Source organism: Halorubrum sp. T3 (genome assembly GCF_000296615.1).
GTDB lineage: Archaea > Halobacteriota > Halobacteria > Halobacteriales > Haloferacaceae > Halorubrum > Halorubrum ruber.
The window spans coordinates 607,994-627,976 of sequence record NZ_JH815329.1 but is presented as its reverse complement, the minus strand read 5'-3'; the positions used below and the strand labels follow the sequence as shown (position 1 = coordinate 627,976).

General features: G+C 70.2%; 21 protein-coding genes and 1 tRNA gene. 14 read left to right on the top strand and 8 right to left on the bottom strand.

From position 1 onward, the window contains the following. Nucleotides 1–19 precede the first annotated feature (19 nt). Nucleotides 20–2,212: a type II secretion system F family protein gene (locus B378_RS0105285; protein WP_017342775.1), complete on the bottom strand. Its 2,193-nt coding sequence runs from the start codon at nucleotides 2,210–2,212 to the stop codon at nucleotides 20–22. After that, nucleotides 2,209–3,942, bottom strand: a complete 1,734-nt coding sequence (locus B378_RS0105280) for a type II/IV secretion system ATPase subunit (protein ID WP_017342774.1) — start codon at nucleotides 3,940–3,942, stop codon at nucleotides 2,209–2,211. Before B378_RS0105280 ends, B378_RS0105285 begins: the two co-directional genes overlap by 4 nt. A gap of 213 nt (nucleotides 3,943–4,155) precedes the next feature. Here B378_RS0105280 and B378_RS0105275 point away from each other — a divergent pair, with 213 nt between their 5' ends. Continuing rightward, nucleotides 4,156–4,647: a DUF5793 family protein gene (locus B378_RS0105275; protein ID WP_017342773.1), complete on the top strand. Its 492-nt coding sequence runs from the start codon at nucleotides 4,156–4,158 to the stop codon at nucleotides 4,645–4,647. Nucleotides 4,648–4,668: 21 nt separating this feature from the next. Here the strand turns inward: B378_RS0105275 and B378_RS0105270 are convergent, their stop codons facing one another. Together B378_RS0105270 and B378_RS0105265 are read right to left on the bottom strand one after the other, a co-directional pair. Then, complete coding sequence (locus B378_RS0105270) at nucleotides 4,669–5,541, bottom strand: S-adenosyl-l-methionine hydroxide adenosyltransferase family protein (RefSeq protein WP_017342772.1); 873 nt, start codon at nucleotides 5,539–5,541, stop codon at nucleotides 4,669–4,671. Nucleotides 5,542–6,043: 502 nt separating this feature from the next. After that, complete coding sequence (locus tag B378_RS0105265) at nucleotides 6,044–6,574, bottom strand: nicotinamide-nucleotide adenylyltransferase (protein WP_017342771.1); 531 nt, start codon at nucleotides 6,572–6,574, stop codon at nucleotides 6,044–6,046. 170 nt (nucleotides 6,575–6,744) lie between these two features. On the opposite strand from B378_RS0105265, the gene lonB reads away from it, so the two are divergent. From lonB to B378_RS0105245, 4 genes are all read left to right on the top strand, one after another. Then, nucleotides 6,745–9,081 carry an ATP-dependent protease LonB gene (gene lonB / locus B378_RS0105260; RefSeq protein ID WP_017342770.1) on the top strand — a complete coding sequence of 779 codons (2,337 nt, stop codon included), beginning with the start codon at nucleotides 6,745–6,747 and terminating at the stop codon, nucleotides 9,079–9,081. A 276-nt stretch (nucleotides 9,082–9,357) separates the two neighbouring features. Then, nucleotides 9,358–9,600 (top strand): FeoA domain-containing protein, encoded by a 243-nt coding sequence (locus B378_RS0105255; protein ID WP_017342769.1) that lies wholly within the window; start codon nucleotides 9,358–9,360, stop codon nucleotides 9,598–9,600. Further along, entirely contained in the window at nucleotides 9,597–11,597 is a 2,001-nt protein-coding gene (gene feoB, locus B378_RS0105250) for a ferrous iron transport protein B (RefSeq protein WP_017342768.1), read from the top strand. Before B378_RS0105255 ends, feoB begins: the two co-directional genes overlap by 4 nt. Next, on the top strand, nucleotides 11,594–11,812 hold the full coding sequence (locus tag B378_RS0105245; RefSeq protein WP_017342767.1) for a hypothetical protein: 219 nt from the start codon (nucleotides 11,594–11,596) through the stop codon (nucleotides 11,810–11,812). Before feoB ends, B378_RS0105245 begins: the two co-directional genes overlap by 4 nt. Before the next feature lie 117 nt (nucleotides 11,813–11,929). On the opposite strand, the gene B378_RS17030 is transcribed toward B378_RS0105245, so the two are convergent. Beyond that, complete coding sequence (locus B378_RS17030; protein ID WP_017342766.1) at nucleotides 11,930–12,124, bottom strand: hypothetical protein; 195 nt, start codon at nucleotides 12,122–12,124, stop codon at nucleotides 11,930–11,932. 95 nt (nucleotides 12,125–12,219) lie between these two features. Between B378_RS17030 and B378_RS0105235 the strand changes: the two genes are divergently transcribed. From B378_RS0105235 to B378_RS0105205, 7 genes are all read left to right on the top strand, one after another. Beyond that, complete coding sequence (locus B378_RS0105235; RefSeq protein ID WP_017342765.1) at nucleotides 12,220–12,939, top strand: helix-turn-helix domain-containing protein; 720 nt, start codon at nucleotides 12,220–12,222, stop codon at nucleotides 12,937–12,939. Then, nucleotides 12,936–13,988 carry a sulfurtransferase gene (locus B378_RS0105230; RefSeq protein ID WP_017342764.1) on the top strand — a complete coding sequence of 351 codons (1,053 nt, stop codon included), beginning with the start codon at nucleotides 12,936–12,938 and terminating at the stop codon, nucleotides 13,986–13,988. Before B378_RS0105235 ends, B378_RS0105230 begins: the two co-directional genes overlap by 4 nt. Before the next feature lie 179 nt (nucleotides 13,989–14,167). Beyond that, nucleotides 14,168–14,533: a helix-turn-helix domain-containing protein gene (locus tag B378_RS0105225; protein ID WP_017342763.1), complete on the top strand. Its 366-nt coding sequence runs from the start codon at nucleotides 14,168–14,170 to the stop codon at nucleotides 14,531–14,533. Nucleotides 14,534–14,655: 122 nt separating this feature from the next. Next, nucleotides 14,656–15,438 (top strand): CBS domain-containing protein, encoded by a 783-nt coding sequence (locus tag B378_RS0105220; RefSeq protein ID WP_017342762.1) that lies wholly within the window; start codon nucleotides 14,656–14,658, stop codon nucleotides 15,436–15,438. Between the two features lie 120 nt (nucleotides 15,439–15,558). Next, nucleotides 15,559–15,795: a glycine zipper domain-containing protein gene (locus tag B378_RS0105215; RefSeq protein ID WP_017342761.1), complete on the top strand. Its 237-nt coding sequence runs from the start codon at nucleotides 15,559–15,561 to the stop codon at nucleotides 15,793–15,795. Between the two features lie 84 nt (nucleotides 15,796–15,879). Further along, nucleotides 15,880–16,884: an NOP5/NOP56 family protein gene (locus B378_RS0105210; protein WP_017342760.1), complete on the top strand. Its 1,005-nt coding sequence runs from the start codon at nucleotides 15,880–15,882 to the stop codon at nucleotides 16,882–16,884. Further along, nucleotides 16,877–17,515 carry a fibrillarin-like rRNA/tRNA 2'-O-methyltransferase gene (locus tag B378_RS0105205; protein WP_026046185.1) on the top strand — a complete coding sequence of 213 codons (639 nt, stop codon included), beginning with the start codon at nucleotides 16,877–16,879 and terminating at the stop codon, nucleotides 17,513–17,515. The genes B378_RS0105210 and B378_RS0105205 overlap by 8 nt, the downstream gene beginning before the upstream one ends. A gap of 18 nt (nucleotides 17,516–17,533) precedes the next feature. On the opposite strand, the gene B378_RS0105200 is transcribed toward B378_RS0105205, so the two are convergent. From B378_RS0105200 to B378_RS0105190, 3 genes are all read right to left on the bottom strand, one after another. Beyond that, nucleotides 17,534–17,728, bottom strand: a complete 195-nt coding sequence (locus B378_RS0105200; RefSeq protein ID WP_017342758.1) for a helix-turn-helix transcriptional regulator — start codon at nucleotides 17,726–17,728, stop codon at nucleotides 17,534–17,536. Beyond that, entirely contained in the window at nucleotides 17,725–18,141 is a 417-nt protein-coding gene (locus tag B378_RS0105195) for a DUF2178 domain-containing protein (RefSeq protein WP_017342757.1), read from the bottom strand. The genes B378_RS0105200 and B378_RS0105195 overlap by 4 nt, the downstream gene beginning before the upstream one ends. A gap of 144 nt (nucleotides 18,142–18,285) precedes the next feature. Continuing rightward, on the bottom strand, nucleotides 18,286–18,594 hold the full coding sequence (locus tag B378_RS0105190) for a hypothetical protein (protein ID WP_017342756.1): 309 nt from the start codon (nucleotides 18,592–18,594) through the stop codon (nucleotides 18,286–18,288). 126 nt (nucleotides 18,595–18,720) lie between these two features. On the opposite strand from B378_RS0105190, the gene nth reads away from it, so the two are divergent. Then, nucleotides 18,721–19,419 (top strand): endonuclease III, encoded by a 699-nt coding sequence (gene nth / locus B378_RS0105185; protein ID WP_017342755.1) that lies wholly within the window; start codon nucleotides 18,721–18,723, stop codon nucleotides 19,417–19,419. Between the two features lie 467 nt (nucleotides 19,420–19,886). After that, nucleotides 19,887–19,971: transfer RNA gene (locus B378_RS0105180), tRNA-Leu, on the top strand. Nucleotides 19,972–19,983 lie beyond the last annotated feature (12 nt).

Below are 19,983 nucleotides of genomic sequence, written 5' to 3'. Positions count from 1 at the left end.
GCTTATGCCGACCGGACCGTCACACGGCGCCGATCGCGACGAACGCGACGAGCGTGAGCGCGAGCAGCACCACGACGTGTTTCACGCCGTCGCGCACCGACCCCTCCCCGAGCTGGCCGGCGACGAGCCCGGAGCAGACCGCCTGGATCGACGCGGCGTGGAAGAACAGCTGCTCGTAGGCGTCGACGTTGATGTCGCCGATCCCGTCCGCGATCCCTCCCGGACCGCCGGGGACGCCGGCCCCCGCGTCCGGGAGGCTCCCGCCCGTCCCCGGGACGCCCGCCGACTCGATGGCGGGGATGAAGGAGACGGACAGCGCCGCGATGATCCCGAGGAAGACGAGGAAGGAGATGTAGATGACGATGAGGTACGTTAACATTACCTGTCGGCGCTCGCGCCGGAGCGACCAGGTCGCGCGCGACTCGTCGGCTGCGATCCGGAGGACGGGCCCGACGTCGCCGCTCGCGCGGATCGCGTTGGTGACGAGCGCGACCGCGCGGGACATCATCGGCGATCGAACGCGGCGTTCGAGGCGGCGCAGCGCGGTCGAGACGTCCGCGCCCCAGTCGACGTCGCGTCGGGTCCGGCGGAGGTCCTCCGTCAGCGCCTCGAGGTTCGAGTCGGCGACGCGGCGGACGCTGCCGACCACGGCGGTCCCCGCCTCGTTGACGCTGGCGAGCCGGTCGAGGAAGTCGGGCACCGCGGACTCGATGCGTCGGACCCGACGCTTGCCGAACTCGTAGGCGACCGCGTACGCCGCGAGGACGAACGCCGTCGCGGCGACGATCGGCCCGTCGATCTGGCCGACCATCTCCACGGGCGTCCCGAGCGTGACCGGGAACGCGAAGACGAGCAGCCCGGCGACCGCGACCGGGACCGCGACGAGCAGGACCGTTTGCGGGGAGGCCAGCACCGTCTCGGCCGGCGACGCGATCAGCCGCCGCGCCCAGCGGAGGCGGTCGTAGACGCGGAGCCGCTCGCGGCTCTCGGTCCAGCGGTCCGCGCCGCTCCGGTCTACGGCCCCCCTGTCTGCGTCGCGCCCCGTCGCCGCGCCGCCGTCGAACCGGGCGGCCTCCCCTCTGTCCCCGGGCTCGTCCGTCGCGTGGCGCACGCCGGTGACCGAGGGGGTGTCCGGGTCGTCGAGCGACGACGCCGCGACGGTCTCGGTGCCGCCGACGCCCTGCGTCACGCTGTCGACGTAGACGACGAAGCCGAAGGTGGCGAGCGGCACGCCGAGGTAGACGACGACGCGGAGGATCGGGAGCGTGTCCTGCAAGACGAGACCGATGACGACGAGGATAGTGATGAAAAAGAGCGGGCCGGCGACGAGCGCCGTCACGTACGCCTCGGCGAACGTCGAGAGCAGCTCGAGGTACTGCTCCTGTTTCGCCTCCGCCTCCGACTGGTAGCGCTCGTACTGGTCGTCGAGGAACGACGACACCGACTGCCCGGTGCCGAGGACGGAGGCGAGGTTCTCCGAGAAATCCGCCAAGTCGTCGCTGGGCGTCCGCCGCGAGATACGCTGGAGCGCGGTGAGCGCGTCGGTGCCGAAGGCGTTCATGTCGCGGACGGCGACCGACAGCTCCGTGGCGGCCTCGCCGTACACCGCCTCGTTCTCCGCGAGCGTGTCCATCACGCGCGGGAACGCCATCCCGGAGCGCGAGAGCGCGTACATGAACGCGACCGTCCGCGGCAGGGTGGCGTCGATCTCGGCCGCGCGGGCATGGGCGCGCTGGTCGAGCAGCTGCCACCGGGCGACGTACGCGCCGAGCGCGAGCCCGGACCCGACGGTCGCGGAGACGACCGCGAGCAGGACGAACAGCCTGCCGAGCCCGAAGTCGGCGAGCCGCGCGACGACGGCAACGAACTCGAACGCGGCCGGGAGCGCCTCGCGGATCGCCGCCTCGCCGACGTCGAGCGCGGCGAGTAACCCCGCGGCCGCGTACACGCCGATCACGCTGCCGGCGACGCCGAGGACGGCGGCGTACAGCAGCGTCCGCGAGGCGTACACGCGGTGGGTGGTGCCGGCGACGTGGGCCGCACGCATCCGATCTCGCTGGGCCTGCCGCCGCGCCTCGTCCTCGCCGACGTAGTCGCCGAACGCCGACAGCGCGACGCGGGTGACGAACAGGTCCGCGCGGTCGTCGACGAGCGGCAGCGCGAGCGCGAGGCAGGCCGCGACCGCGACGGCGAGGGGGAGGTACTCGATCATCGGTCGGTGGCGTCGGGGTCGCCGCCGTCGACGGTCTCGGGACCGCGACCGGTCCCGTCGCCCGCCGCGACCGCGTCGGCCTCGTCCGCGAGGTCGTCGGGATCGACGCCCTCGGCCGCGGCGGCGCGCTCGTCGAGCTTCTCCATCACGCGGTCGGCGTCGGCGTAGTACTCGTTGACGAGGGCGGTGAACGTGCGGTAGTCGTCGATGCCGAGCGCGGAGAGCAGTTCGATGAAGCGCTCGCGGCGCCGGACCTCGCGGAGCAGCTCCGACCGGGACCAGCCGCGCTCGTCGGCGATCTCCTCCAACAGCGACGAGTCGTTTCGCCTGAAGGTGTCGGAGTCGGGCACCCACTCGAACGCCGAGGAGTAGTCGAGCTCGCCGGTGCGCTGGTCGATGCCGCCGATCTCGCCGATCGTCTTCGCGCGGCGGACCCGCTCGTCGTCGGAGCGCGTGAGCGTCTGGACCGAGAGCATGTCGAGCGACTGGACCATCGCCCGCGGGACGTTGATCGGCTCGTTCTCCAGCCGGTTGATCACCGTCTCGATCGAGTCGGCGTGCATCGTCGAGAAGGTGGTGTGGCCGGTGTTCATCGCCTGGAACAGCGTGATCGCCTCGTCGCCGCGGACCTCGCCGACGATGATGTACTCGGGGCGGTGGCGCAGCGCCGACCGCAGCAGGTCGTACATGTCGATGTCCGTGCCCTCGTACCGGCGCTCGCGGGTGACCGCGGAGAGCCAGTTGTCGTGGTACAGGGAGAGCTCGCGGGTGTCCTCGATGGTGAGCACCTTCGCGCGCGGCGGGACGAACATCGACACCGCGTTCATCGAGGTGGTCTTCCCCGAGGCGGTGCCGCCCGCGAAGATTAGGCTCTTGTTGTGCTCGATACAGAGCCAGAAGTACGCCATCTGCTCGATCGAGAAGGTGCCGTACTCCACGAGGTCGACGGGCGTGAACGGGTCCTCCGCGTACTGGCGGATGGTGAACGCCGAGCCGCGCGGGGTCACCTCCTCGCCGAGGGCCAGCTCCGCGCGCGACCCGTCGGGGAGCGTCGTCTCGACGATTGGGTCGCCGACGGAGACGTGACGGCCTGACTGCTGGGCGAGCCGGATCACGTAGCTGTCGAGCGCCTCCTGTCCGAACGAGACGTTCGTCTCGACGTCGGTGTACTCGTCGTGGTAGACGAAGATCGGGAGGTCGTAGCCGTCACAGGAGACGTCCTCGATGTGGCGGTCGTTGAGGAGGGGATCGACCTTCCCGTAGCCGCGGAAGTCGCGGTAGAGGTAGTACGCGAGCGCGTGGAACGTGTCCATCTCGGCCTCGACGCCGTACCCCTCCAACAGCGTCTCCAGCTCCGACTTGAGCGTCTCCTCGTCCGTCTTGCCGGTCCCCTCGCGGTAGAGGAGCGGGTCGCGGATGTCGTCGACGACGCGGTCGAGGAGCTCGCGCTCGAACGCGTCCAGCTCGGGCTCGACCGCGTAGTACCGGTGTTCGCTCTCGACCTCGTCGTAGGTGATGACGACGTACGCGTACGGGGCGTTCACCCAGTACCGGTCGACCTCGCGCTCGTCGTCGGGGACGACGAACGACGCGAGCGGGCCGTCCTCGCCGGGGCGGAACGGGCGGACGTCGAGCGTCGACCCCTGAAGCAGCTCCCACGTACGCGAGAGGCGCCGCTGGAGGGCCTCGATCCGGTCGCCGAGGTCGCTCCCGCCGGCGTCACTCGCCATGGATACGGGGACGTAATGGCGGGGGGAAGTTAAACTACCCCCGACGATTATCAGGAGCGAGGCCGGGACCCACGGCCGCGGCGCCGACGCGGCGCGGACGACTGAGGGTACGACGCGGACGCCGGGGGCGCCGTCGACGCGGCGCTGTCGGCTCCGCGCCGCCGATCCGCCCGTTACGTTGATACGGCCGGACCGCAAAGCGTTCCATAGGAAATGCGGCGTGACTACTTCGATCTGACCGTCGAGGGCGTCGACGAGGGCGCCGGCTCCCGATCGCCCCCGCTGGTGCGGATCGACTTCCACGGGCCGGAGGAACTGCTCCGCGAGCGGCTCTCCGGGGGCGAGAGCGACGACATCATCGTCGAAACGGACGGCGACGACCTGCTCACAGCAGACGAGATCGACGTCGCGTTCCGGCTCCGCGAACCGCTGGACGAGGCGGACGACCCGGAGGGCGTCGTCGGCGTCACCAACCGGTACACCGGCGACTTCGTCCTCGAACTCAACGAGACGGCGACGGACGTCCTCCCGTTCATCCACGCCGCGCGCGACGCGACCGACGACGGCGACGCCCGGTACCGCGTCGAGATCGACGTCGACGGCGAGCGGCTCGTCGCCTACGACAAGGACACCTTCCTCGTGTACGACCACGAGGGGAACCTCCTCCGCAGCGAGAGTCTGATCCCCTCGGGCGTCGAGCTGTAGCGGCGGCGATTTTCCCGCGAGTCAGAGGCTGACGCTGTCCGGCACGAACCGCACCGAGTCCCCGGGCCGGAGGTCAAACGCGCCGTCCCCGCGCCCGTCGTTGACGTCGCACTCCGCGTAGCCGTGGCTCCCGACGGTGACGAGGCGCTCACCGGGGTCGACGGCGCCGAACGTCTCTGCGACCGGCGTGAGGTCGCCGTTCACGCGGATCCAGTCGCGGCCGCGGACCAGCTCCCCGGGGACGTTGGTGATCACGTTGCCGAACCGGTCGATCGCGAGCACCTCGCCGTCGACCGCAATCACGTCGCCGTCGCCGTCCTCGCCGCCGGCCGCTTCATCGCCCCCATCGTCGCGCTCGACCGTCGGCTCCGGGAAGCGGACGTCGACGGGGTCGCTCGCGGGCGTCAGGTCGTCCATCGCCGCGAGCGTCTCGGCGACCGCGTCGGCGTCCGGAGAGCCGTTCGACGTCTCCGAAACCTCGTCGAGCGCCGCTCGGATCCGGGCCGCGGCCGGGGCGAACACGTCGCGGCCGTGGAACGTCTCGCTCGCGGGGTCGTCGACCGCGACGGTCCACGCCTCGACGTCCGACTCGTCGGCCGCCAGCGCTCGGGCCGGCGGCATCGCGAGTCCGTTGTCCGGGGCCACGATCACGTGGGCGCCGGCGCGGACAACCAGGGCGTCGCGGTCGGTGCCGACGCCGGGGTCGATTACAGCGCAGTGGACCGCCGGCGGGAACTCCGGGAGGACGAACCGGAGCCAGAAGGCGGCCGCACGCGGGTCTCCGCGCGGCAGGTCGTGGGCGACGTCGATCAGTTCGGCGTCCGTGTGCCGGCGGATCACTCCCTTCATCGCGGCGGGGTACGGCGAGCCGAAGTCCGAGGCGAGCGTTATCATGTCAGAACCCGCGGTCGGCGCAGATTTAAAAGGAACGGGCGGCCGCGCCATTCACTCTACCAACTGCGGTGGCGCGTGCCGACGAGCGCCCGCAGGGCGCGAGTCGCACGCGCGAGGGACGCGGTGAGTGACGGGTGACCGAAGGGAACCCGGAGCGAACCGCGAGGCTGGGGAGGTATGAGGTACGGTCGCTGTGCGGGGTGGGACTTAAAGGGGCAGCCGCGAGGCGGGCGCAGGCGACGTAAGCACCGCAGGGAGCGAGTGAAACGAGCGACTGAGGAGCGCAGCGAGCGTGCGCCCGCCTCGCGGCTGGGGCTTTGGAGGCGGTCACCGTCGATCTACGGTCATCTATTTATAAATGAGCGGCTGGGTCTTTGGAGGCAGTCACCGTCGAACTACCGATGGCCATTTATAAACGATCGAGGCAGCCAAAGTTGTTCTCCGTCGATCCTCAGTCGACGATTCGCGGCAAACGAACACCCACACGGTCGTACTCCCTGCCCTATTGGTCCGAAGGTTCGTCGCCTAACGAGTCGGTCTCGGCGATCCGGCGGATGCGCTCGACGCCGTCGACCTCGCGGATCACGTCGACGACGGCGTCCGGGACGAGGTCCGCCCAGTCGCGGCCGCGGATCATGCGCTCGCGGAGCTCGGTCCCCTCCAGCACGTCGCGGCGGAACATCGGCGACTGGCGCACCTCGACGCCGGCCTCCTCGAAGAGCCGGACGACGAGCGGGTTGTTCGAGTACGCGACGTCGAACCGCGGGGTCATGCTCTGGACGTGGCTCACCCAGACGGAGTTGCGGTCGAGGTCCTCGATGGGGACGACGTAGGTGGTGGCGTCCAACTCCTCGACCGCCTTCGTCACCATCATCACGCGCTCGCCGGCGGTGAAGGGGTTCCGCGTGGTGTGGGAGTCGCCGGCGGAGCCGATCCCCAAGACGAGCTCGTCGACCTCCGCCGCGATCTCTTCCACCATGTGCCGGTGGCCGTCGTGAAACGGCTGATACCGGCCGATGTAAAACCCCCGCATGAGTCTACGTACCGTCGGCGTCATTTATAAACCCCGTGGGAACGCTTGGACGCCGAGATCGGCGGACATACGGCTTCAAAACGGCGTTTGCTTCCCTCGGGCCGGTGCCTCCGGGGGGAGAAAGTATATCAGTAGCCGACCCGTCCTTTTCGATAGCGACACCCGATTCTATGAGCAACGAGAAGGACACGAACGACCCGACGGCCGACGACCCCGACGAACCGCCCCACGGCGGCGTCGACGACTCGAGTCCGGCGGGGAACGGCGAGGACGCCACGCGCGGCGACCCCGAGCCCGACGACGGTCCGGCGAACGACTCCGGCGCCGACGAGGACCCGGCCGCGGGCTCGGACGGGGAGTCGGCCGCGGGGCCCGACGACGAGTCGGCCGCGGACCCCGACGACGGGTCGGCCGCGGACCCCGACGACGAGGACGACCCCTGGGACGACGGGGTCGTCGTCGACGACGGGGACGGGTTCGACGAGACCGACGTCGTCGGGGAAGGCACCGACGGGGCCCGGAACGGTAACAACCCCGAGCCGTCCGACGACGGCGGGATCGACGAGCTCGGGAGCACCGTCGAGGTCGAGGGCGCCGAGATCGACGAGGACCCGGACGAGGACGACCTCCTCGGCGGGCTCAAGATCGACACGACGGCCGAGCTCGAGATTCCCGACCGGCTCGTCGACCAGGTCATCGGGCAGGAGCACGCCCGCGACGTGATCATCAAGGCGGCCAAGCAGCGCCGCCACGTGATGATGATCGGCTCGCCCGGGACCGGGAAGTCGATGCTCGCGAAGGCGATGTCCGAACTCCTCCCCAAAGAGGAGCTTCAGGACGTCCTAGTGTATCACAACCCCGACGACGGCAACAAGCCGAAGGTGCGGACGGTGCCGGCCGGGAAGGGCGACCAGATCGTCGAGGCGCACCGCGAGGAGGCGCGCAAGCGCAACCAGATGCGGTCGCTCCTCATGTGGATCATCATCGCCGTCGTGCTGGGCTACGCGCTCATCATCGTCGGCCAGATCCTCGTCGGCATCATCGCCGCCGGGGTCGTCTACCTCGTCTTCCGCTACCTCAACCGCGGGTCGGACGCGATGATCCCGAACCTGCTGGTGAACAACGGCGACACGAAGACCGCGCCGTTCCGCGACGCGACCGGCGCGCACGCCGGCGCGCTGCTGGGCGACGTGCGGCACGACCCGTTCCAGTCCGGCGGGATGGAGACGCCCAGCCACGACCGCGTCGAGGCCGGGGCCATCCACAAGGCGAACAAGGGCGTGCTGTTCATCGACGAGATCAACACGCTCGACATCCGCAGCCAGCAGCACCTCATGACGGCGATCCAGGAGGGCGAGTTCTCGATCACGGGCCAGTCCGAGCGCTCCTCGGGCGCGATGGTCCAGACCGAGCCCGTCCCGACCGACTTCGTCATGATCGCGGCCGGGAACCTCGACGCGATGGAGAACATGCACCCGGCGCTGCGCTCCCGGATCAAGGGGTACGGCTACGAGGTGTACATGGAGGACACCATCGAGGACACCCCGGAGATGCGCCGGAAGTACGTCCGGTTCATCGCCCAGGAGGTCGCGAAGGATGGCCGCCTGCCGGAGTTCTCCGCGGAGGCCGTCGAGGAGATCATCCTCGAGGCCAAGCGCCGCTCCGGCCGGAAGGGCCACCTCACGCTGAAGATGCGGAACCTCGGCGGGATGGTCCGCGTCGCGGGCGACATCGCTCGCGGCGAGGACGCCGAGATGACGACCCGCGACCACGTGCTCCAGGCGAAGGGGCGCTCGCGGTCCATCGAACAGCAGCTCGCCGACGACTACATCGAGCGCCGGAAGGACTACGAGCTCCAGGTCTCCGACGGCTACGTCGTCGGCCGCGTCAACGGCCTCGCCGTGATGGGCGAGGACTCCGGGATCATGCTCCCGGTGATGGCCGAGGTGACGCCGACTCAGAGCGGCGGGCAGGTGATCGCCACCGGCCAGCTCAAGGAGATGGCCGAGGAGTCGGTCCAGAACGTCTCGGCGATCATCAAGAAGTTCTCCGACGAGAACATCTCCGAGAAGGACATCCACATCCAGTTCATCCAGACGGGCCAGCAGGGCGTCGACGGCGACTCCGCGTCGATCACGGTCGCGACCGCCGTCATCTCCGCCTTAGAGAACGTCGGCGTCGACCAGAGCCTCGCGATGACTGGCTCGCTTTCGGTCCGCGGCGACGTGCTCCCCGTCGGCGGGGTCACCCACAAGATCGAGGCGGCCGCGAAGGCCGGCTGCGACCGGGTTATCATCCCCGCGGCCAACGAGCAGGACGTGATGATCGAAGACGAGTACGAGGAGATGATCGAGGTCATCCCCGTCTCGCACATCAGCGAGGTCCTCGACATCGCCTTGGAGGGCGAAACCGAGAAGGACTCGCTCGTCTCCCGCCTGAAGTCGATCACGGGGTCGACGCTGAAGGACGGCAACGTCTCCGGGCCGTCGAACCCCAGCCCGCAGTAGGCGGTTCGGCGCTTCCCCCTCCGATTCTCCCCTCTCGCTCCGCCCCCGCGAGCCACCGCGCCGCGAGCGGTCGCTGAGTCGGAGATTCCGGGCGTCTCCGATACTCCCGATCGACTCGGCAGCGATGAGATCACCGAGGCCGCCGTCACGCGGGGCGGCGACGACGAGAAGCCGAACACACGGCCCGCATCGGGGGGTTCGAAGCGCGATGCGCATATATAACGCCACATAATTCGGCATGCCGCCCAATACGGACGTGGTTTTAGGTACACCTAAATGACGGCCGCGCTGGTCGACGTCCCGCCGGACGAGTGGATCGAACTGGTCGACGTACCGGACGACGAGTCGCGCGCTCGGTTGCTGCGGCTCGGCCTCCTCGACGGCCGCGTCAAGTGTCGCCGGCGGGTCCGTAACGGGCCGGTCGTCGTGCGGCGTCGCGGGACGGAGGTAGCGCTGGGACGGTCGCTCGCTCGGGAGATCACCGTCGAGCGAGCGGGACGCGACGGCGAACCGCGATGACGGCGAACGGCGAGGCGGTCGGCGGGCTCGGTGTCGGCGACGGCGAGGCGGCCAGCGGGCTCGGTGCTGACGACGGCGAGGCGGTCGGTGGGCTCGGTGCCGGCGACGGCGAGGCGGTCGGTGGGCTCGGTGCCGGCGACGGCGAGGCGACCGTGGCGCTCGTGGGCGCCCCGAACGCGGGCAAGAGCGTGCTCTTCGGCAGGCTCACGGCCGAGTACGCCGACGTCTCGAACTACCCCGGAACAACGGTCGAGACGACCGCGGTGCCCGTCGGCTCGACTCGCCTGACCGACACTCCCGGAGTCCACGGGATCTCGTCGTTCTCCGAGGAGGAGCGGGTCACCAGGGAGGCCGTCCTCGAGGCGGACGCGGTCGTCAACGTCGTCGACGCCACGCAGCTCGACCGAGACCTGTTCGTGACGCTACAGCTGCTGGACATGGGCGTTCCGACGGTCGTGGCGTTGAACATGATGGACGAACTCGAGGCCGACGGCATCGAGATCGACGTCGACGCGCTGGAGGCGGCCCTCGGCGTCCCGGTCGTGCCGACCGTCGCCGTCACCGGATCCGGCGTCGACGAACTCAGGGACCGCCTCCCGGAGGCGTCCGCCCCCGCGTCGACGCCCGTCGACTCGTACTACGACGCGCTCCCCGACGAGGTCGAGGCCAGCCGGGCGGAGAAGACCCTCCTCGTCGAGGGCGACGAACCCACGGCCCGCCGCGTCAGCGCCCGCGGCCTCGTGGCCGACGGGGGGGACGCGCCGCTCGCGGACGCCGGAGCGCGGGAAGCGGTGTACCGCGAGCGCCGGAGTCGGGTCCGATCGATCGTCGACGCGGTCGAACGGGAGGCCGGTTCCGGGCGGGCCGCCGAGCAGCGGCTCGGCGATCTGCTGATGCGCCCGGTGACGGGAGTGCCGATCGCGATCGGACTGCTCGTCGCGGTGTTCTACTTCATGGGTGTGGTCGTCGCGCAGCGGGTCGTCGGCTACGCGGAGGGCGTGCTCTTCGGCCGCTACTACAACCCCGCGGTCGAGGCGGCCGTCGCGGATCTGTTCCCGGCGAGCGAGTGGGCCGCTCCCGTCGAGTTCCTGCTCGTCAACGGCAACCTCGGACTGCTGACGATCACCGTCCAGTATGTTCTCGGCGTCCTGCTCCCGCTGGTGGTCGCGTTCTACCTCGTGATCGGAACGCTCGAGGACGCCGGCGTCCTGCCGCGACTGGCCGTCTTGACCGACAGGGGACTCAGCCGGATCGGCCTCAACGGCCGCGCGGTCGTCCCGCTCATCGTCGGGGTGGGGTGCGTGACGATGGCGGTCGTCTCCACCCGAATGGTCGGGTCGCGCCGGGAGCGGCTCATCACGACGGCCCTGCTGGGGCTCGCGATTCCCTGCTCGGCGCAGATCGGGGTCATTACGGGGTTGCTGGCCGGGCTCGGACTCCGCTGGTGGGGCGCTTACCTGCTCGTGCTGCTCGGGGTCCTCGGGGTCGCCGGCGTCTTTCTCGACCGGACGCTCCCCGGTCGAGGCGAGCCGCTGATCGAGCAGCTGCCGCGGCTGCGCGCCCCCCGCCCGGGGAACGTCGCTCGGAAGACGGCGAACCGGAGCGCCGCGTTCCTCAGGGAGGCGGCCCCCCTGTTCGGGGTCACTGCGGCGGCGGTGTCGACGCTGGATTACGTCGGGGCGCTGGACGCGATCGTCGGGGGCCTTCGGCCGCTGACCGCTGCGCTCGGCCTACCGGCGTCGTTCGGACGAGTGCTCGTCTTGGGGCTGATCCGACGCGACTTCGCCGCGGCCGGGATGACGGATATGGCGCTGTCGGCGTCCCAGACGTTCGTCGGACTGATCGTCGTCACGTTGTTCGTCCCCTGTATCCTCACGATGGCGATGATACTCAGGGAGCGCGACGCGCGGAGCGCGCTCCTCGTGTGGGTCGGCTCCTGGGTCACGGCGTTCACCGTCGGCGGGGCCGTCGCGGCCGCGCTGGAGGTGATCGCGTGATCTGTCCGCGCTGCGAGTACGAGTTCGACGCGGCGAACGGGCTCTCGTGTCCGCGCTGTGGCGCCTCGATCTCCTGTTCGGACGTCTCCTGTGCCGAGTGCGGCGCCTGTTCGCGGCCCTTCGATCGCCTCCGGCACCGGGTCGCCGAACGGCTACGCGGCGGGGAACCGAGCGACGACGGGGACGGAGGTGACGAGTCCGCGGAGGAGTCCTGACGGCCGCCGCGACGACGCCCGACGGAGATCGCGACGGACGGGGCGCCGAGCCGCCGAACGGCGAGTGGACGCCGGGACCGGCGCGCGGTCGATCCCGCCGCGGGCCGGTCCCCCGCGTCAGTCGACCGACTCCCAGTTCCGGTACAGCGCCACGTCGAACGCGAAGCCGATCCCGCCGATCCCGCCGACGAGCGCGACGAGGGGTGAGATCAGGAGGCGGCTTCGGAGCGCGGCCTCCGATTCGAACGTGAAAGCACATACGAGACAACGTAAGTACGTCGGGCCCGTATCAGGCGTGTTGTCGAGTGCCAATATTCCGCCGGAGCGCGACCGACCGCGACGGCTCGGTCGCCCGTGAGGCGGACGCCGCGAACCGAAATCGCACGACAGAACGAGCTCCCCGTCAGATGTACGACTTCACGTTCACGATAACGTACGAGCCCGGCGCAGACGAGTACGTCGACCTGTTCATCGACCGCAGCTCCCTCCAGTCGGAGGCGACCTACTCGTGTCTCGACCCCTCGGAGCTGTGGAAGCTCGAATCGGTGACCGGCGACGCGGCGGACCTCGCCGCCGTCGACGAGCTCCTCTTAGACGAGTCCGTCGACCGCGAGTCGATCAGCGCGCGGGCCTGTCGCTCGGACCGCACGACGAGCCTGTTGACCGACGAGCGGCGACGGCGAGTGACGTACACGTACGTCTCCGACGTGGACTACTGCGAGTCCGTGCCGCTGATCACGGCGAAGTACGTCGACGGGGGCGTGCTCTTCGAGCAGACGCGGTCCGGCGACACGGTCCGGTGGCGCGTGCTGGTCCAGGACGACTCGAAGATCGGGCTGTTGTACGACACGCTATCCGCGAAGCTCGGCGACGGCCTCTCCTTCTCGTTCGAACACCTGACCGAGGTCGACCACTGGGAGAGCGAGCTGCTCTCCCGGCCGGACGTCCCCGCCGAGCAGCGCGAGACCCTGCTGCTCGCGGTCGAGCGCGGTTACTTCGAGACCCCGCGGGACGTGACGCTCGACGAACTCGCCGCGGAGCTCGGCGAACCCCGCTCGACGGTGTCGTACCGGCTTCGACGCGCGACCGCTGAGTTAGCGAAACGATTCGCGGACCAACAGGCATGACCGACGAATCCCCCACAGACGACGATCGGCGAGAGCCCACGGACGACGACCGACGAGAGCCCACGGACGACGACCGACGAGAGCCCACGAACGACGACCGACGAGAGCCCACGGACGACGACCGGCGGAATCCCACGAACAACGATCGGCGAGAGCCCACGGACGCGTCGACGGGCGGCCGATACCCGACGGACGTGCTCGTTGACGCCGACTGGGTGAACGCCCGGCTCGACCGGTTCGCTTCCGACGCGGCCGACCTGCGGCTGCTCGAAGTCGACGTCAACGCCTCGTTTTACGAGGAGGGACACGCGCCCGGGGCCGTCGGCGTCGACTGGCGGACCGACCTCCGGTCGGCGGAGGCACACGACATCCTCTCGCCGGCGGAGATGACCGCCTTCCTCGAATCGAGCGGGATCGCCGAGGAGACGACCGTCGTCATCTACGGCGACAACCGGAACTGGTTCGCGGCCCACCTCTACTGGCAGCTCGCCTACTACGGCCATCCGGACGTCCGGATCATGGACGGCGGCCGCGAGTACTGGCTGGAACGCGGCTACCCGACCACGACGGAGCCGGCAGATCCGCCGGACGTGACGTACGGCGACGCGCCCGACGCGCCGGCGAGGCCGGAGGTGCGGGCGTCTCGCGCGGACGTGCGGGCGGCGCTCGACACCGACACGGAGTTCGTCGACGTGCGGCTGCCCGAGGAGTTCCGCGGAGAGATCACGAAGCCGCCCGGCAGCGACGAGGGGGCGATGCGGGGCGGCCACGTCCCCGGGGCGACGAACGTGTTCTGGGCCGAGAACGTCCGTCCAGACGGCCTGTTCAAGTCGCGCGAGGAGCTCGCGGACGTGTACGAGTCGCGGGGCATCGCCCCCGACGACGACGTGATCGTCTACTGTCGGATCGGGGAGCGGTCGTCGGTCACGTGGTTCGTCCTCGAGGAGTTGCTCGGGTACGAATGCGTGCGACACTACGACGGCTCCTGGACCGAGTGGGGGAACATGATCGGCGTCCCGATCGAGGTCGGCGAGCCCGACGGCGGCTAGCCGACGCCCCGCAGCCAACCGGGGGCGACGCCGGCCGTTGTCCTGCGACAAACGGAGACTCTAGCCGCTGTGCGCCCAAGCGACGACGATGAGCGCGTCTCACGTCGAACCGAGGGCGAACGGCACAGGAGGCCGGTACGGAGACCGGCGAAGCGAACCCGCATCGCCGGGCGTTCGCGATGAGTGACGCCGGGTCGAAGCGCGAGGAGTCGCAGTTCGTCGGGCGGCTCCTCGACGCGCTGAGCGAGGAGACGAACCGGACGATCCTGTCCGCGCTCGACGAGCCGACCTCGGTCGCGGACCTCGTCGAGCGGTGCGACATCCCGATGTCGACGGTGTACCGGCGCTTGGACACGCTCAGGGAGTTGGACCTGGTGACGGAACACGTCTCGATAGACGCCGAGAAGGGCCGGTACCGACGCTACGAGCGGAACGTGAGCCGCGTCTCGGTCACCGTCGACGAGAGCGGCCGGCTCAGAGCCCGGGTCGAACGCCCGAACGGCGAGCCCGACGAAGCGGTGACGGGAGGGCCGCCGGGGCGGTAGCGACGCCCGCGATCGGGGGTCGTTCGCCTGGACCGCCCCGGGTGGGGGGGACGCGCCGTGCCGCCGTGGCGGGCCTCCGTCTCTCCGCCCTCTTTTTATTCCGGGGGCGTATAGGGCGGACGATGACCGGGAAACCGACGGTCGGGGAGTACATGACCCGCGAGGTGGAGACGGTCAGCCCGGACGAGACGGTGGCGACCGTCGCGCGCCGCATGGCCGACAGCGACGGACACAACGGGTTCCCAGTCACGCAGGGCCGCACCGTCGAGGGGTTCGTCTCGGCCGGGGACCTGTTGCTCGCGGACGACGACGCCCCCGTGTTCACGGTGATGACGGAGAACCTGATCGTCGCGCACCCGGACATGAAGGTGACCGACGCGGCGCGCGTAATCCTCCGCTCCGGCATCCAGCGGCTCCCGGTCGTCGACGACGCCGACAACCTCGTCGGGATCATCTCGAACACCGACGTGGTCCGCTCGCAGATCGAGCGCGCGACGCCCGGCAAGGTCGGGAAGCTAATGCGAACCCTCTCGCAGATCCACGGCGTCGAGCTCGACGAGGAGCGCCGCGAGGTCGCCATCGCGGACCTGACGCCGACGCAGGCGCGGGTGTACGCCGACGAGCTGGAGGGCCGGCAGTACGAGCTCGAACACGGGCTCGCCGAGCCCCTCGTCGTCATCGACAACGGCGGCACCCTCTACCTGGCCGATGGCCACCACCGGGCGATGGCCGCGCGCAAGGCCGGCATCGAGACGATGGACGCGTACGTGATCGTCCCCCGGACCCCGGTCGATCTGGGGATGGCGAAGACCGCGGAGAAGGAGGGGCTCCGCGTCGTCGGCGACATCGAGGTCGTCGACTACGCGCGACACCCCCTCGTGGAGACGACGAAGCGGCTTCAGTAAGCGGGACCGACGGCGACCGCCTCACTCCGACCACCTGCCTCGATCGGGCTATCCGCGCCGACCGCCATAATTCGTGGTCTTCGCAGACACATTTTTATGAGCAGACAAGAAAGAGGGCGTATGGGACGAATCCGAAACTCGTTGAGCAGAGCGAAGTACGCGGCCGTCGGCGCCGCGGTGGGCGCCGCGGTCGGCGGGCTGTGGAGCCGGAACGCGGCCAGCACGGGCGGCGCGCTCGGCGGGCTGGCGGGCGCCACCCTCGCCGAACTGAAGTCGGGCGCCGGCGGCGTGTTCGCCGATAAAGCGGACGACGCCGACGGGGACGAGGACGACCTCGAGGCCGACGCGGCGGCGTGAGCGACGCCGTAGCGTGACGGGTGAGCGAGCGGTCCCCGCTCGCATCGGGAACGTCTATACCGCCGGGGCGAGTAGCCGCCGGCAATGAGCGACACCGACGCCGGACCGGACGCGAACGCGGCGTCCGACGGCGGTGATGGCTGGTTCGAGGCGCTGCCGTCGGACGCGACCGACGACAGTGACACCGACACCGAGAGCGGCGACGCCGCGACCGCGGCGGCCGCGGCGCGGGTGCGCGACGGGAGCGCCGCGTCGCCCGCCGACTGGCCCGCGCGCGCCGTCGAGTCCGGGTTCGCGGACGACGCCGACGAGTACTACGACCGACTCAAGGCCGCGACGACGCGCGCGACCCGCGAGGCGGTCCGCGAGCGGGAGCGCGCCGACGACGCGCAGCTGATCCACGCGATCCGGGCGATGGACGACACCGAGCGCGTCGCAAACGAGCTCGCCGAGCGTTCCGTCGAGTGGGCGGGTAGCCTCTTCGACGACGTCGGCTCCGGCGTCGACGGCGCGCGAGAGATCGCGGCCCGAGAGCCCGAGAGCGAGGTCGAGCGGCGGGCGGTCTCCCTCGCCGAGCGCGCCGCCGACCTCGACGACGAGCGCGCCGAACTCGCGGAGACGATCGCTCGGATCGCGCCCGCGGTCGCCCCGAACCTCACCGAGATGGCCGGGCCGGAGCTCGCCGCGCGGTTGATCGCGCTCGCGGGCGGGTTAGAGTCGCTCGCGAAGAAGCCGTCCGGCACGGTTCAGGTACTCGGCGCCGAGGACGCGCTGTTCGCGCACCTCTCGGGACGGGCGCCCTCGCCGAAGCACGGGATCATCTACACTCACGAGTTCGTCCGCGGCACGCGGCCGGAGGACCGCGGCTCCGCGGCGCGGGCGCTTGCCGGGAAGCTGACGCTCGCGGCGCGCGCCGACCACTACGCCGGCGAACGACGGGCGCAGCTCCACGACGACCTCCGCGAGCGGATGGCGACGATTCGGGCGCGTGCGGACGACGGGACGAGCGAGGGCGGCGACGACGGCGAAGCGGCGAGCGACGACGGAGCCGGCGGCGCGGCGAGCGACGGAGGGGCCGACGATGAGTGAGTCGACCCTTCCCGACGGGGTCGAGCGCCGCGAGTTCGACGGCGAGCGGCGGCTCGCGACCCGCGGCGAGCCGGTGTACGGCGAGCCGACCGCCGACGGCTGGCGCGCGTGGGACCCCGAGCGTTCGAAGCTCGGCGGCATGCTCGAACTCGGGATAGAGACCGGGCTCTCCGGCGGGGAGACGGTCCTCTACCTCGGCGCCGCGAGCGGCACGACGGTCAGCCACGTCGCCGACTTCGCGGGCCCGACCTACGCCGTCGAGTTCGCCCCGCGACCGGCGCGCGACCTGCTCGACGCCGCCGCGCCGCGCGACCGCCTGTTCCCGCTGCTCAAGGACGCGCGGAAGCCGGCGACGTACGCGCACGTCGTCGAGGCCGACGTCGACGCGGTCGTTCAGGACGTGGCCACGCGCGGTCAGGCCGACGTGGCCGTCCGCAACGCGCAGTTCCTCGCCGACGACGGGCGGCTGCTGCTCGCGATCAAGGCGCGCAGCGAGGACGTGACCGCGGAGCCGGACACGGTGTTCGAGGGCGCGCTCGACCGGCTCCGGGAGGCGTACGAGATCCTGGAGACGCGGCGGCTCGACCGGTACCACGAGGACCACCTCGGCGTGGTGGCGACGCCGAAGTAGTCGCTCCGCGGCGGCCGGTCACGCCGCCGGTTCGAACAGGTCCTCGACGCGGCAGTCGAAGTGGTCGGCGAGGGCGAAGGCGAGCTCCAGCGACGGGTCGTAGCGCTCGCGTTCGATCGCGTTGATCGTCTGGCGAGTGACGCCGACCGCGGCGGCGAGGTCGGCTTGGCTCTCGCCGGTCTCGGCGCGCCGCTCGCGGAGGTCGTTCTTCATGCGCGATACTTGTAGTAGCCCACGAACACGCCGTACAGGGCGTATATCGCAAACAGCGTCCACGTCGCGCCGTAGAACTCGCCCGGGAGCGTGACGATGCCGCTCTCCTGAAGTACGAGGCCGCCGGGCAGGCCGAGGATGAAGAGGTACGCGAAGGTCTTCATCGTCCGCTGGCTCGCCTTGCGATCGATGGTCGTGTCGCGCTCGTCGTACAGCGTCACGGGGCTGAACCGCTGGACGAGCCCCATCCCGATGCCGCCGGCCCAGTAGAAGGCGACACCGAGGACGAACCGATCGAGCGCCATCGAGATCCACAGCGCGGCGATGCCGGCGCCGAGTAGTCCGTAGGCGATTCGCTTGTACCGTTTCCGCTCGGAGGGCCGTATCGTCGCGGAGGCGTTGTGTTCGCTCATGGGAGGGGTAAAGCGGGCGCGAACCGAGTGTAAAGCTCGCTTTACAGTAAAGGACACTTTACGTTTGATAATAAAGCTGTCGCCGTTGAAGGTGCTCATAGGGAAACGTGTCGAGAGGACTCAAAACCGCAATTTACCGCCTTTTCACCACGACGGCGGCGAGAAGCCGGCGTCTTCGAGGATGGGTTTCCACCGCTTCTGGACCGAGAGCCGGGAGACGTCCATCGCGTCGGCGACCGCGGACTGCGAGCGCTCGTCGCCGCGGATCAGCCCGGCGGCGTAGAGGCTGGCGGCGGCCGCGACGCGCTTCCCGCGCTCGTCGTCGGGGGCGCGCGAGAGGAACAGGTCGACCGCGGTCGAGCGCGTCTCGTCGTCGAGGTCGAGCGAGACGCACGCCTCGTCGAGCAGCTCGATCCACCTCTCGTTGTCGACCCGGTCGCTCGCCCGGTACACGCGCTCGGGTAGTCGAGCGAGCTATATAAACGACCGCGTCCGCCGGCCGCGAAGTCGGCCGCCGTCGCCGCCCCCGAAGCCGCCCGCGGTCGCCGGTCTCAAGTCGCCCGCGCACGTAGCGCGCGTATGTCGACGCAGACGTGGGACGAGACGCGGGTCCGGGCGCTTCACGACGACCTCGTCGCGCTGTACGAGCCGGTCGACCGCGTCGCCGAGCACGGCGCGGACCCGACCGCGGAGCCGGGCGAGGGCGTCAGGCAACTGGTGACGACGATCCTCTCGCAGAACGTCGCCGACGAGAACACCCGCCGCGCGTCGGAGGCGCTGTTCGAGCGGTACGCCGACTTCGCGGCGATCGAGGCCGCCGACCACGACGAGCTTGCCGAGACGATCCGCGTCGCGGGGCTCCCAGACCAGAAGGCCGCGCGGATCCAGCGCGCGCTGACCGCGATCCGCGAGGAGACCGGCGGCGCGTACTCGCTGGCGTTCCTCGACGCGATGGCGACCGACGACGCGAAGGCGTGGCTCACCGAGATCAAAGGCGTCGGCCCGAAGACCGCCAGCGTCGTGTTGAACTTCCACTTCGGGAAGCCGACGATGGCGGTCGACACCCACGTCGAGCGCGTCTCGAAGCGGTTCGGACTCGTCCAGGAGTCCGCGTCGAACGAGCGCGCCCACGAGGTGTTAGACGAGCAGGTCCCGGACGAGCTGATCTACCCGCTTCACGTCCTCCTGATTCGGCACGGGCGAGAGCACTGTTCGGCCCGCGGGGCCGACTGCGACAACCCCGTCTGTGACGAGTACTGCGACTGCGAGTACTGCTGATACGATGGAGCGGGATCGGTCGGTGGTGGTTCGTGAGCGAGCGGTGACACGAACTCGGTAGCGGAGACCGCCAAAGCCCCGGCCGGGAAGCGGGCGTACGCTCGCTGCGCTACTCACTCGGTCGGTCACTCCGTTCGCTCCCTCGCTCCGGTGCTTTCGTCGCCTACGCCCGCTTCCCGGCCGCCCCTTTGAGTCCCACCCCTCCGGAAGACGGTCCTGCTCGCTCACTCCGCTCGCTGCGCGGGCTGCGACTTCCGTGCTCCCGCTCGCTTCGCTCGCGGGAACGCACAGCACCGCACCTCACGCCTCCCCAGCCTCGTCGCTGGCGGCGCCAGCCGCCAGCGACTCCCTCGCGCGTGCTGCTCGGCCGCAGAGCGGCCTCGCAGGCACGCGCCACCCCATTATGAATCGCGTCGCTGCTGTCGGTTCGTCAGGTTCTTGAGTCGGTTTCGCGTACGCTGGTTTGCGCGCGGGTTGCCGAGCCAGGCCAAAGGCGTAGCGCTTAGGACGCTATCCCGTAGGGGTCCGCCGGTTCGAATCCGGTCCCGCGCATACTGCCTCGAA